Source organism: Microbacterium sp. UCD-TDU (assembly GCF_000340625.1).
In the GTDB taxonomy this organism is placed as follows: domain Bacteria; phylum Actinomycetota; class Actinomycetes; order Actinomycetales; family Microbacteriaceae; genus Microbacterium; species Microbacterium maritypicum.
The window spans coordinates 118530-131175 of sequence record NZ_KB454448.1; the positions used below are offsets into that span (position 1 = coordinate 118530).

The 12646-nt window shown below is 68.7% G+C and carries 12 protein-coding genes; 7 read left to right on the plus strand and 5 right to left on the minus strand.

The window, feature by feature from the left end:
- Positions 1-16: 16 nt before the first annotated feature.
- Genes kdpB through D514_RS35940 form a run of 3 tightly spaced genes read right to left on the minus strand, consistent with a single transcriptional unit; the run spans position 17 to position 3929 of the window.
- Positions 17-2158, minus strand: coding sequence for a potassium-transporting ATPase subunit KdpB (gene kdpB / locus D514_RS35930; protein WP_017831249.1), 2142 nt, complete (start codon positions 2156-2158; stop codon positions 17-19).
- A gap of 2 nt (positions 2159-2160) precedes the next feature.
- Entirely contained in the window at positions 2161-3840 is a 1680-nt protein-coding gene (kdpA, locus tag D514_RS35935; RefSeq protein ID WP_017831250.1) for a potassium-transporting ATPase subunit KdpA, read from the minus strand.
- Positions 3840-3929 (minus strand): potassium-transporting ATPase subunit F, encoded by a 90-nt coding sequence (locus D514_RS35940; RefSeq protein ID WP_017201862.1) that lies wholly within the window; start codon positions 3927-3929, stop codon positions 3840-3842. The genes kdpA and D514_RS35940 overlap by 1 nt, the downstream gene beginning before the upstream one ends.
- A gap of 206 nt (positions 3930-4135) precedes the next feature.
- Here D514_RS35940 and D514_RS35945 point away from each other — a divergent pair, with 206 nt between their 5' ends.
- Positions 4136-5299, plus strand: a complete 1164-nt coding sequence (locus tag D514_RS35945; protein WP_017831251.1) for an SLC13 family permease — start codon at positions 4136-4138, stop codon at positions 5297-5299.
- A 52-nt stretch (positions 5300-5351) separates the two neighbouring features.
- On the opposite strand, the gene D514_RS39435 is transcribed toward D514_RS35945, so the two are convergent.
- Positions 5352-5480: a hypothetical protein gene (locus D514_RS39435; RefSeq protein ID WP_017831252.1), complete on the minus strand. Its 129-nt coding sequence runs from the start codon at positions 5478-5480 to the stop codon at positions 5352-5354.
- 81 nt (positions 5481-5561) lie between these two features.
- Complete coding sequence (locus tag D514_RS35950) at positions 5562-7682, minus strand: APC family permease (RefSeq protein ID WP_144053094.1); 2121 nt, start codon at positions 7680-7682, stop codon at positions 5562-5564.
- 83 nt (positions 7683-7765) lie between these two features.
- Here D514_RS35950 and D514_RS35955 point away from each other — a divergent pair, with 83 nt between their 5' ends.
- The 6 genes from D514_RS35955 to D514_RS35980 all read left to right on the plus strand — a co-directional run bounded on the left by D514_RS35955 (position 7766) and on the right by D514_RS35980 (position 12624).
- Entirely contained in the window at positions 7766-8854 is a 1089-nt protein-coding gene (locus tag D514_RS35955; protein WP_031206400.1) for a VanZ family protein, read from the plus strand.
- Positions 8855-8864: 10 nt separating this feature from the next.
- Positions 8865-9599, plus strand: coding sequence for a GTP pyrophosphokinase family protein (locus D514_RS35960; protein ID WP_017831255.1), 735 nt, complete (start codon positions 8865-8867; stop codon positions 9597-9599).
- A gap of 62 nt (positions 9600-9661) precedes the next feature.
- The gene (locus D514_RS35965; protein ID WP_144053095.1) at positions 9662-9940 is read left to right on the plus strand and encodes a hypothetical protein; all 279 of its coding nucleotides are present in this window, start codon (positions 9662-9664) and stop codon (positions 9938-9940) included.
- Between the two features lie 97 nt (positions 9941-10037).
- Entirely contained in the window at positions 10038-11663 is a 1626-nt protein-coding gene (locus D514_RS35970) for a molybdopterin-dependent oxidoreductase (protein WP_031206401.1), read from the plus strand.
- A gap of 41 nt (positions 11664-11704) precedes the next feature.
- Positions 11705-12193 (plus strand): molybdenum cofactor biosynthesis protein B, encoded by a 489-nt coding sequence (locus tag D514_RS35975; RefSeq protein ID WP_017831258.1) that lies wholly within the window; start codon positions 11705-11707, stop codon positions 12191-12193.
- On the plus strand, positions 12190-12624 hold the full coding sequence (locus D514_RS35980) for a molybdenum cofactor biosynthesis protein MoaE (protein WP_017831259.1): 435 nt from the start codon (positions 12190-12192) through the stop codon (positions 12622-12624). The genes D514_RS35975 and D514_RS35980 overlap by 4 nt, the downstream gene beginning before the upstream one ends.
- The last annotated feature ends 22 nt before the right edge of the window (positions 12625-12646 follow it).

Consider the following 12646-nt stretch of genomic DNA (forward strand, 5'->3'; position numbering starts at 1 on the left):
CCTTTTCAGAGCCGGGTCAGAAGCCCGGGATGAGGCTGATCACGAGGTCGATGAGCTTGATGCCGATGAACGGGGCGATCACGCCGCCGAGGCCGTAGATCAGCAGGTTGCGCTGCAGGATCTGCGAGGCGCTCGCCGGCCGGTACTTCACTCCGCGCAGGGCGAGCGGGATCAGGAAGACGATCACGATCGCGTTGAAGATGATCGCGCTGGTCACCGCGGAAGCCGGCGAATGCAGCTGCATGATGTTGAGCGCCGCCAGTCCGGGGAAGACCCCCATGAACATCGCGGGGATGATCGCGAAGTACTTCGCGATGTCGTTCGCGAGCGAGAAGGTGGTGAGAGCTCCGCGGGTGATGAGCAGCTGCTTGCCGATGCGCACGATGTCGATCAGCTTGGTCGGATCGGAGTCGAGGTCGACCATGTTGCCGGCCTCCTTCGCCGCCGACGTACCGGTGTTCATCGCGACACCGACGTCGGCCTGTGCGAGAGCGGGGGCATCGTTGGTGCCGTCGCCGGTCATCGCGACCAGCCGACCGCCCTGCTGCTCGTGGCGGATCAGCTCGAGCTTGTCCTCGGGAGTCGCCTCGGCGAGGAAGTCGTCGACACCGGCCTCGGCGGCGATCGCCTTCGCTGTGAGCGGGTTATCACCCGTGATCATGACCGTGCGGATGCCCATCGCGCGCAGCTCCTCGAAGCGTTCGCGCAGGCCGTCCTTGACGATGTCCTTGAGGTGCACCACCCCGAGGACGCGGCCGGGGGCACCGGGCGTCATCACCGCGACCACGAGCGGGGTGCCGCCGCTCTCGGCCACCGAGTCGGTGCGCGTCGTGAGCTCGATGTCGTCGCCGTCGAGTCCGAGCCAGGCCCGCACCGCGGAGCCGGCGCCCTTGCGGATCTGCGTGCCGTCGCTGAGGTCGAGGCCCGACATGCGCGTCTGCGCCGTGAAGGGGACGACCACCGCGTCATCCGGTGCTGTCACCTGGATGCCCAGTCCCGCGGCGAGCTCGACGATCGAGGCGCCTTCGGGAGTCGGGTCCGCGAGGGAGGACAGCGCCGCGACGCGGAGGAGCTCGTCCGCATCGATGCCGGGAAGGGGCAGCACCTCGTGCGCACGACGGTTGCCGTAGGTGATGGTTCCGGTCTTATCGAGCAGCAGCGTGGTGACATCTCCTGCCGCTTCGACCGCCCGGCCTGACATCGCGAGCACGTTTCGCTGTACCAGACGGTCCATGCCCGCGATGCCGATCGCCGACAGCAGCGCCCCGATGGTGGTCGGGATCAGGCAGACGAGCAGGGCGATGAGCACCGGGATGCTGACGGGGGATGCAGCGTACGAGGCGATCGGGTTCAGGGCCAGCACCACGACCACGAAGATGATCGACAGGCTCGCGAGCAGGATGTTGAGGGCGATCTCGTTGGGGGTGCGCTGACGACTCGCACCCTCGACGAGCGCGATCATGCGGTCGACGAAGGTCTCGCCCGGCTTCGAGGTGATGCGCACCACGATGCGGTCGGACAGCACGCGGGTGCCGCCGGTCACGGCGCTGCGGTCGCCGCCGGATTCGCGGATCACCGGGGCGCTCTCGCCCGTGATGGCCGATTCGTCGACCGTGGCGATACCCGCGACGATGTCGCCGTCTCCGGGGATCAGCTCACCCGCCGTGACGATCACGATGTCGTCGCGCTGCAGCTCGGCGGACGAGACCTGGGCGGTCGCGGTGCGCTCGGCTGCGGCGTCTGCGGCCTTGTCGTAGCCGACCACCCGACGGGCCATCGTGCTGGTGCGGGTCTTGCGCAGGCTCGCGGCCTGGGCCTTTCCGCGGCCCTCGGCGACGGATTCGGCGACGTTGGCGAACAGCACGGTGAGCCACAGCCAGATCGCGATGCCCCAGGTGAAGGGCGCCGGGACCGGGGTGCCGCCCGAGTCGGCCGGGCCGCCCAGGAACGGCTCGGCGATCGCGAGCACCGTGGTGAAGGCGGCGCCGACCCAGACCAGGAGCATGACGGGGTTTCGGAACAGGGCTGCCGGGTTGAGCTTGCGCAGGGCTCCGGGAAGGGCCTGCACGAGCTGCGACCAGCCGAAGGAGCGTGGCGGTTCTGCGGGGGTGGATGCCGGGGCATCCTGCTGTTCGGAGGGAGTGGTGATGAGGGTCATGGTCAGACGAGTCCTTCAGCGAGGGGTCCCAGTGCGAGCACGGGGAAGTAGGTGAGCGCGGTGACGATGACGGTCACGGCGAGGAGCAGGCCGACGAACTGCGGTCGGTGCGTGGGCAGGGTGCCGGATGTGGCGGGGATGCGCTCCTGTGCGGCGAACGAGCCGGCCAGGGCCAGTACGAGCACGATCGGCAGGAAGCGTCCGAGCAGCATCGCGATACCGAGCGCGGTGTTGAACCACGGGGTGTTCGCGGTGAGTCCGGCGAACGCGGAGCCGTTGTTGTTCGACGCCGAGGTGAACGCGTAGAGCACCTCGCTCATGCCGTGCACGCCCGGGTTCAGGATGCTGGTGGATTCCACGTCTTCGCGGATGCCGGGAACGGCGAAGCTCAGCGCGGTGCCGACCAGCACGAGTGTCGGGGTCACCAGGATGTACAGGCTCGCGAGCTTGATCTCCCGCGGACCGATCCGCTTGCCGAGGTACTCCGGGGTGCGGCCGACGAGCAGTCCGCCGACGAACACCGCGATGATCGCGAGCACGAGCATGCCGTACAGGCCCGAGCCGACGCCGCCGGGGGCGACCTCGCCGAGCATCATGTTCAGCATCGGCATCATCCCGCCGAGCGCCGTGTACGAATCGTGCATCGAGTTGACGGCACCCGTCGAGGTGAGGGTGCTGGCGCTTCCGAACAGCGTCGAGCCCAGGATGTCGAAGCGCACCTCCTTGCCCTCCATCGCCGCTCCGGCGAGTTCGGGTGCGGTGCCGCGGCCGGCGAGTTCGAGCGCCGAGAGCGTGAAGGTCGACACCAGGAAGATCGTGCCCATCACGGCGGCGATCGCGTAGCCCTGGCGGTGGTCGCCGACCATGCGCCCGAAGGTGCGGGGCAGGGAGAACGGGATCACGAGGATCAGGAGCACCTGCAGCAGGTTCGTGAAGCCGGTCGGGTTCTCGAAGGGATGCGCGGAGTTGGCGTTGAAGAAGCCGCCTCCGTTCGTGCCGAGGAGCTTGATCGCCTCCTGCGAGGCGACCGGACCGCCGGGGATGGTCTGGGTGCCACCGGAGACGGTGGTGATGTCGGTGAAACCGGCGAAGTTCTGGATCACGCCGCCGGCGAGCAGCGCCACCGCCCCGATCAGGGCGATCGGCAGCAGGATGCGCCCGAGGCCGCGGATCAGGTCGACCCAGAAGTTGCCGATGGTTGTCGAACCGCGACGGGCGAGACCGCGGATCAGCGCGATCGCGATCGCGAGGCCGACTGCTGCCGAGACGAAGTTCTGCACCGTGAGGCCCGCGAGCTGCACGGTGTAGCCCACGGTCTGCTCGGGGGAGTAGGACTGCCAGTTGGTGTTCGCCACGAACGAGGCGGCGGTGTTGAACGACAGACCCTCCGGCACGGCCGGGAGTCCGAGGGACTGCGGCAGGAACGCCTGCAGTCGCTGCAGGCCGTAGACGAGGAGGACACCGACCACAGAGAACGCGAGCACGCCGCGGGCGTAGGCGCGCCAGGTCTGCTCGGATGAGGAGTCGACGCCGATGAGTCGGTACACGCCGCGCTCGACTCGCAGGTCGCGCGCCGAGGTGAAGACATGGGCGATGTAGTCGCCGAGAGGGCGGTACAGGAGCACGAGCACGACCACCACGGCCGTGAGCTGCAGGATGCCGAACCAGATCGACGCGTCCATCAGAACCTCTCCGGCGCGACGAGCGCGACCACGAGGTAGACGACGGCGGCGACCGCGAGGGCGGCGGCGAGGATCTCGAAGACGATCACAGCCGCTCCACCCCCTTGGCCACCAGGGACACGAGGGCGAACAGCGCAAGAGTCAGCGCGATGTAGATGATGTCGAGCACGGATCCGATACAACTCCCGCATGGCTCCCGTCACAGCGATCCTCACGCTTCCCCTACGCCCTCCGAGCGGATGCATGCGGGTTGCTCACGATCGAGCCCTATGCTCACGAGGTGGGAATCAGAAGGATGAGGATCGGGGCCGGGACGTGGATCGTCGCCGGACTGGTCGCCGTCGCGCTCGTCTGCGTGGTCACCGGGTTCCTGCCGCGCGCCGATGCCGGAGCTCTCGGCGCGCGGATAGCCCCCGTGCTGGGGTTCGTCGTCGCCATCGCGATCGTCGCCGAGCTCGCCCGCGACGCGGCCGTCTTCGACGTGGTCTCGCAGCGGCTCGCCCGCTGGGGCCGGGGGCGGGTGCTGGCGCTCTGGGCGCTGGTGGTCGCGCTCGCCGTGGTGAGCACGGTGTTCCTGTCGCTCGACACGACCGCGGTGATCGTCACCCCGGTCGTGGTCGTCCTGGCGCAGAGCATCGGCGTCTCACCCCTCCCGTTCGCGTTGGCGACCGTCTGGCTCGCCAACACGGCATCGCTGGCCCTCCCGGTCTCGAACCTCACCAACCTGCTCGCCGCCCCCGCGATCGGTGACGGGCCGGGGGCGTTCATCGCTCTCAGCTGGGCGCCCACCCTGGTCGGCATCCTCGTTCCCGTCGCGATCCTCACGATCATGCATCGTCGTACCGTCTTCGGGACGTACGAGACGCCGGTGCCGCGCAGACCCGCCGATCCGACGCTGTTCTGGAGCGCCACCGGCATCCTCCTCGTGCTGATGCCACTGCTCGCCCTCACCCATGACGTCTGGATCCCGGCCACGGTCGCCGCCCTCGCGCTGATCGGCCTGTTCGCGGTACGGAGGCGGCGTGCCCTGCGGCTCTCGCTGGTCCCGTGGCAGGCGCTCGCGCTCGCCGCATCACTATTCGTGCTCGTGGAGGCCGCGCACGCGCAGGGGCTCCTCGACTTCCTGACCTCGCCGACCGCGAACGGCGATTCCGCCGGCGACCTGTTCCGCCTCGCCGCGCTCGGGGCCGTGAGTGCCAACGCGATCAACAATCTTCCGGCGTATCTCGTGCTCGAGCCCGCAGCGGGTGATCCCGTCGCCCTGATGGCGTTGCTGATCGGAGTGAACCTCGGCCCGCTCATCACGCCCTGGGCCTCGCTGGCGACCCTGCTCTGGCACCACCGGGTCGTGGCGCTGGGCGTGACGATCCGATGGAGCCGCTTCATGCTGTGGGGCGTGGTGGCCGCGGTACCGACCGTGCTCGCCGCCGTGCTCGCGCTGATGCTGGTCTCGGGCTAGCGCTGCGGCGCTAGTCCCCCTCAACCTCGAGGCTCTGCGCTGACCGCCTCGCTCAATGCCGGTCGGGCTTGGCTCCGAGGTCGGTCCACAGCCAGGTGAGATCGACCTGGACTGTCGGCGGCAGCGAGACGGACGCCGGGTCGAGGGCGGGGCGGAAGATCGATTCGTCGTGGATGCTCACACTCTGTGTTGCGCGATCCCGACCATCGGGTTCACGGAGATTCGAACGCGAGATCCGGAAGGTGCGGGGGACGACGCGGACTCAGGCCTCCGGGGCGCCGTCCTGCGGGGGCCCGGCAGGACGATGCGCGCGTCGCCCGTTCACGACCACAGGACGACCGGCGCGCTCCTGCCCGGGCAACGGGCGTGAGCGGCGGCCGTAGATGAGCTCCGACGAGTCGAGCAGCCACGGCACGAGGGTGATCGACACCCCATGCACGAGCATCAGCTGGTTGGCGAGACGCCGGGCGCGACGGTTGTGCAGGAACGACTCCCACCAGTGACCCACGATGTACTGCGGCAGGTACACGGTGACGACGGACGAGCCGTGCTTCTCGCGGTACTGCTTGATGAACTGCGTGACCGGTTGCGCGAACGAGCGGTACGGGGATTCGACGATCACGAGCGGGATCGGCACGAGGTGGTCGGCCCAGTCCTTCTGCAGCTGCGCCGCATCGTCGGAGGCCACGGCCACGTGCACCGCCAGGGTCTTGCCGTGCTTGGCCGCGATCGCGTAGTCGATGGCCTTCACGACCGGCTTCTGCAGTCGATTGACGAGAACGATGGCGAGGTCGCCCGTCGCACCGAACCGGGTGGTGTCGTCGATCGCGATCTCGTGCTCGACGTCGCGGTAGTACCGCTTCACGCCCAACATCAGGAAGGCGAGGATCGGGATCGCGAAGAACACCAGATACGCGCCGTGCGTGAACTTGGTGATCGTCACGATGACCAGCACGAGCACGGTCATCACAGCGCCGGCCGAGTTGATGATGAGCCCGACCTTCGCCGAGCGGCGATCGGATGCCGTGGCTCCGTCGACTCCCGAGTCCTTCGTGTCCTCGACCGGTCCGCGAAGCACGCGTCGCCAGTGCCGCACCATGCCGATCTGTCCGAGCGAGAACGAGACGAACACACCGATGATGTACAGCTGGATCAGTGTGGTCAGCTTCGCCTGGAAGATCACGAGCACCGCGATCGCCGCGATGCCCAGCAGGATCATGCCGTTCGAGAACACGAGGCGGTCGCCGCGGGTGTTGAGCGACTTCGGAGCGTAGCCGTCGCGGGCGAGCACGGCCCCCAGCAGCGGGAAGCCGTTGAACGCGGTGTTCGCGGCGAGCAGGAGCACGCACGCGGTCGCCGCCTGCACGATGAAGAACGCGATGCTGCCGCCGCCGAAGGTCGCTGCGGCGATCTGGGCCATCAGTGAGGGCTGCGGATTCGTGCAGTCGAACCCGACCAGGTCGCACGGGTTCTCGGCGTAGTGCACGCCGGTGATGAGGGCGAGGGCGGTGAGCCCTGCGAAGAGGCAGATGGCGATCGAGCCCATCAGCACGAGGGTCGACTGGGCGTTGCGCACCTTCGGGGCGCGGAACGCGGGGACCCCGTTCGACACGGCCTCGACGCCGGTGAGGGCGGAGCATCCGCTCGAGAACGCGCGCAGGATCAGCAGGATCACGGCCGCCTGGCCGAGGCTCTCGGCCTGCACCGAGAACTCGGCGCTCGAGGCCACGGGGGCGTCGCCCAGGAAGGTGCGGATCAGGCCGGTCACGATCATGACGCCGACCGAGCCGATGAACACGTACGTCGGGATCGCGAAGACCAAGGAGGCCTCGCGCACCCCGCGCAGGTTCACGACGATGATGAGCACCACGAAGCCGACGGCGAGCTCGATGCGGAAGGGGTCGAGCCCCGGCACGGCCGAGATGATGTTGTCGACACCGGAGGCGACCGACACGGCCACGGTCAGCACGTAGTCGACCAGGAGTGCCGCGGCCACGATCACGCCGGGGATCTCGCCGAGGTTCTTCGACGCGACCTCGTAGTCGCCACCACCCGACGGATAGGCCTTGATGAGCTGGCGGTAGCTGAGCACGACCACGATCAGCAGCACGACGACCGCGATCGCGACGAGTGGCGTGAACGACAGGAAGGTGAGCCCGCCGATCAGCAGGATCATCACCAGCTCCTGCGGGGCGTAGGCCACCGAGCTGAGGGCATCGGATGCGAAGATCGGCAGAGCCATGCGCTTCGGGAGCAGCTGGTCGTCGACCTGCTGACTCGTCAGCGGTTCTCCGATGAGGATGCGCTTGGCGCGCGGCGGTGCGTCCGCGGCCTCCCTGTTTTCGTCTGGCACGTCGGGCGACACTACGCCTCCTGATGGCATCCTCACGCGATCCTCACGGAATCCCTACGGTGGGATGTGCGGTCCTCACGCAATCCTTACGGGCGGGGCTACACTGGCACGCGGTGGAAGATCAGGTGTTGCTCGGATTCATCGCGATCGCGGTGGGGGTGGCTTTCGGCATCCTTCTTTTCGTGCCGTTCGTGGCGGTCAGCTACCGGCGGCGCGGGCGACTCGGCTTCGGGCGCACGCTGCTCTGGCTCGCGGCCCTCATCTACTTCTGGGCCATCTGGACCTACACCCTGCTTCCGCTGCCCGACCCCGACACGATCCGCTGCGTGGGGGCGATCACCGATCCGATGTCGGTCGTGCGCGACGTGCAGAAGGCCCTCGCGGCGCCGGGGAACCCGCTGCGGCACCCGGCCCTGCTGCAGCTGGTGTTCAACGTGGTGCTGTTCGTGCCGCTCGGCTTCTTCGTCCGCGTGCTCGCCGGCCGCGGCATCCTGACCGCGCTGGCCGCAGGCTTCGGTCTGTCGTTGCTGGTCGAGACCACGCAGCTGACCGGTGTGTGGGGCGTCTACCCGTGCGCGTACCGCTTCTTCGACGTGGGCGACCTCATGACGAACACTCTCGGCGCCGTCGTCGGGTGCGCGGTGGCCCTCCTCGTCCCGAGAGCGCTGCGCGGCGCGAAGGCGAGCCCCGACGCTGACCTCCCGCGTCCCGTCACCCGCGGTCGCCGGGCCCTCGCGATGCTGTGCGATGCCCTCGCCTTCGGGTTCCTGAGCGTGGGCGTCGGCGTGACCGTGCAGCTGTGGCTGCAGTTCGTAGCCGACGATCGCGCAGCGGTGCTCGACGGCGGCCTCGCGTCCGCCGCGGGAACCATCGTCCCCTCGGCCCTCTTCCTGGTGCTGATCCTGATCACCGGACGCTCGATCGGCGACATCGCCGTGCAGCTGCGGTACACGGGCTCACCCCTGCCGGCACCGTTCGCCCGGCTCCTGCGGTGGGTGGGCGGCATCGGCGGGCTCAGCGCGCTCGCACTGCTGGGGGGATTCTTCGACCTCGCCTCGTCGCTCCTGATCCTCATCGCGATCGTGATGCTGTTCGCCACCCGCCTCGGGCGCGGGCTCCCCGGCGTCCTCTCCGGTCAGCACCTCGTCGACGCCCGCGCGGACATCAGGGATCCACAGCGGTTTCCGATCACGAAGCCGTAACGTCGAGGGTATGACGACTGTTCACGTCACCGAGGACACGATCAACCAGGCCCGCGTGCTGCGCGATGAGCTGCAGCGGTTCCTGCGCGAGTACGAGTTCGGGATGCGCGAGGTCGAGACGAAGATCTCGATCCTGCGCGACGAGTTCACGCACGACCACGCGTACAACCCCATCGAGCACGTGAAGAGTCGGCTGAAGTCGCCCGACAGCATCGTCGAGAAGATCGCCCGCAAGGGCATCGACGAGCCCGACTTCGACCGCATTCGCGCAGAGATCACCGACATCGCCGGTGTGCGCGTGACCTGCAGCTTCGTCGCCGACGTATACCGACTGTTCGACCTGCTCACCGCGCAGGACGACGTGACCGTGCGCACGGTCAAGGACTACATCGCCCACCCCAAGGCCAACGGCTACAAGAGCCTGCACGCGATCATCGAGGTGCCCGTGTTCCTGTCGACCGGTGCGCTCTCGGTGCCGGTGGAGGTGCAGTTCCGCACGATAGCGATGGACTTCTGGGCGAGCCTCGAGCACAAGATCTACTACAAGTTCTCGAACCAGGTGCCCTCGCACCTCGTCGACAGCCTCTCGGATGCAGCGGATGCCGCCGCCGAACTCGACAGCCGCATGGAGCGTCTGCACCGGGAGGCGCACGGGGTGCCGCAGCGCCAGCTCGCCCCGGCTCCTCCTCCCGCGCCGACGGCGATCCCGGACGCTCCCACCGATCCGCGGGTGGTCGGGGTCTGACCGGGGCGCGCCCGCGCGAGAGCATGTTGCGCGCGCAGCCGCGGTCCTGGGAGCATCGGCTGGTGGGGAGAACGCAGGAAGTCGAGGCCGACACCGACATCGACGAAGTCGCGAAGATCGACGAACTCGCGGGGGTCGACCGCGAACGGCAGCGGTGCGAGTGCGACCACGGCGGCGACGACGGCTACCAGCCGTGCGGGCGCAAGGCGAAGTGGCGTGTCACGGTCGACTGCGTGTGCGGCGAGGGCCACCCGCGTCGGGTCGAGATCCTGTGCTCCCGTTGCATGCGCACGCTGCGGCAGTTCCAGGGGCGCGAGGCCATCACCGTGCGGCGTCTCTGACCTGCCGGAGCGCCTTTGCGTCGATCCTCACATCCGATCGCGTCTCGGCTCCGAACAACGGGGGATCACACCGAACCCGGTGGAACAGGAGACGATCATGGTGCAGCGCCGCAGTGGCAAGAGATTCCTCGTCTGGGCCGCCCTCGCGGGCGTGATCGGCGGTGGCGTCTTCCTCGCGACGGCCGAGCTGTTCGCGCTGCTGTTCGCGCGAGCGGCCAGTCCGATCCTCGCGGTCGGCGGGTTCGTGATCGACATCGTGCCGCAGCCCTTCAAGGAGTTCGCGATCGCGACCTTCGGCGAGTACGACAAGATCGCGCTGCTGGCCGGCCTCGGTCTCGCGGTGTTCATCGCCTCGGCGATCGCCGGCATCCTGCAGCTGGTGCGTCCGCCGCTCGGCGTGATCGCGCTGGTGATCGCGGGCGTGCTCTCGACCGCGGCGATCGTGACCCGCGCCGCGGTGACCCCGCTCGCCTTCCTGCCCCCGGTGCTCGGAACCGTCGTCGGATCGTTCGTCCTCGTTCTCCTGTGCCGTCGTCTGCGCGGGTGGAGGGCATCCGTGGTCGGAGCGACGCGGGACGAGACAGACGACACGGTGTCCGCGGAGGCCGCTGAGACCGGTGCCGACCTCGCCGATGCGGAACCTTCGCGGCCGGGGATCGACAGGCGCCGCTTCTTCGTCTTCGCCGCTCTCGCCGGAGCATCCGCGCTGGTGGTGGGCATCACGGCTCGCACGGTGAGCATGGCCGTGTCGTCGGTGGAGGCGATCAGGAGCGCGCTCAAGCTGCCCTCCCCCCGCACGACGGTCACGGTTCCGGACGGCGCCGAGCTCGACATCCCCGGACTCAGCAAGCTGTTCACCCCGAACAAGGACTTCTATCGCGTCGACACGGCCCTCACGGTTCCCTCGATCGATCCGGACACCTGGCGTCTGGTGATCGACGGCATGGTCGACCAGCGTGTGGAGATGAGCTTCCAGGACATCCTCGACATGGGCCTCGACGAGTACGCCATCACACTCACGTGCGTGTCGAACGAGGTCGGCGGCGAGCTCGTCGGGAACGCGAAGTGGCTCGGGGTGCCGTTGCGCGACGTGCTCAAGAAGGCGGGGGTGAAGTCGGGCGCCGACATGGTGCTCTCGCGCAGCGTCGACGGCTACACCGCGAGCACGCCGCTCTCGGCGCTCACCGATGACGACCTCGATGCGATCCTCGCTGTCGGGATGAACGGCGAACCGCTGCCGCTCGAACACGGTTTCCCTGTGCGGATGGTGGTTCCGGGACTCTACGGGTACGTGTCGGCGACCAAGTGGCTCACGGAGCTCAAGGTGACGACGTTCGCCCAGGACGAGGCGTACTGGACGCCGCGTGGCTACAGCGCCGAGGCGCCGATCAAGTTCGCCTCTCGCGTCGACACCCCCAAGATCGGCGAGGCGGTCGCGGCGGGGAGGATCCCGATCGCCGGAGTCGCCTGGGCGCAGTCGGTCGGCATCGAGCGTGTGGAGGTGAGCATCGACGACGGCGACTGGGTTCAGGCCACGCTGTCGGCGCCGATCAACGACGACACCTGGGTGCAGTGGTTCATGGAGTGGGATGCCACACCGGGCACGCACTACGTCGCGGTGCGCGCGGTGAACAAGAACGGCGACCTGCAGATCCAGGAGCGCGCACCCATCGCCCCGAACGGGTCGTCGGGCTGGCAGCGTTCGCTCATCCGGGTCAACTGAGACGCGTGCGCGGTCACCCGCTCGGGCCTATGGTGGGAGCCATGGGCCTGTTCCCCGCACTCGTGATCACCGTCTCGGATCGATCGTTCTCCGGAGAGCGCGAGGATCGTGGTGGTCCGATCGCCGTGGGGCTGCTGCGTGAGGCCGGGTGGCACTGCCCCGACGCCGAGGTCATCGCCGACGGCGCGGGGTCGGTGGCGGACGCCTTGCGCCGAGCCGCTGCCCGTGGCATCCGCCTGGTCGTGACCACCGGTGGGACGGGCGTCGGCCCGCGTGACCTGACACCCGAGGGGACACGGCGTGTGATCACCCGCGAGCTTCCCGGCATCGCCGAGGAGCTGCGTCGTCGCGGCCTCGCCGACACCCCGCTGTCCGTGCTGTCGCGTGGGCTCGCCGGCATCGTCGACCCGGCGGGCATGCTCGTGGTGAACCTGCCGGGGTCGACCCGTGCCGTCGCCTCCGGCGTACCCGTGGTGCTCGGCGTCGCCGCGCACATCCTGGATCAAGTGGAGGGCGGAGACCACTCATGAACGACGTGCGAATCGCAGCGGTATCGGAAGCGCGACTCGATCTGGATGCGCACCTGGCCGCGGTCGAGGATCCCCGGCTGGGAGCGGTGACGACCTTCGTCGGTCGCGTGCGCGACAACGACCCGGACGCCGAGACGCCCGTGGTCGGACTGGAGTACAGCGCTCACCCCGATGCGGAGGCGGCACTGCGAAGGATCGCACAGGAGGCCGGTGCCGGAGCGGAGGCCCCCGCCGTGGTGGCGGTGAGCCATCGCATCGGACGCCTCGACGTCGGCGATGCGGCCGTCGTGATCGCGGTCGCCTCCGAGCACCGCGCCGAGGCGTTCGAGGTGTGCCGGGCCGTCATCGAGGCGATCAAGGCAGACCTGCCGGTGTGGAAGCGTCAGCTCGAGGTCGACGGGACGTCGTCGTGGAAGGGTATTGGCGGCTGAGTCCCGCGCATCATCGCCGCTC

What these genes read in the sequence shown, in the direction of transcription:
- D514_RS35980 (WP_017831259.1), top strand. Translation starts at nt 12,190, where the DNA reads ATGAACGACGTGCGAATCGCAGCGGTATCGGAAGCGCGACTCGATCTG.
- D514_RS35960 (WP_017831255.1), top strand. Translation starts at nt 8,865, where the DNA reads ATGACGACTGTTCACGTCACCGAGGACACGATCAACCAGGCCCGCGTG.
- D514_RS35945 (WP_017831251.1), top strand. Translation starts at nt 4,136, where the DNA reads ATGAGGATCGGGGCCGGGACGTGGATCGTCGCCGGACTGGTCGCCGTC.
- D514_RS35975 (WP_017831258.1), top strand. Translation starts at nt 11,705, where the DNA reads ATGGGCCTGTTCCCCGCACTCGTGATCACCGTCTCGGATCGATCGTTC.
- D514_RS35950 (WP_144053094.1), bottom strand. Translation starts at nt 7,682, where the DNA reads ATGCCATCAGGAGGCGTAGTGTCGCCCGACGTGCCAGACGAAAACAGG.
- kdpA (WP_017831250.1), bottom strand. Translation starts at nt 3,840, where the DNA reads ATGGACGCGTCGATCTGGTTCGGCATCCTGCAGCTCACGGCCGTGGTG.
- kdpB (WP_017831249.1), bottom strand. Translation starts at nt 2,158, where the DNA reads ATGACCCTCATCACCACTCCCTCCGAACAGCAGGATGCCCCGGCATCC.
- D514_RS35970 (WP_031206401.1), top strand. Translation starts at nt 10,038, where the DNA reads ATGGTGCAGCGCCGCAGTGGCAAGAGATTCCTCGTCTGGGCCGCCCTC.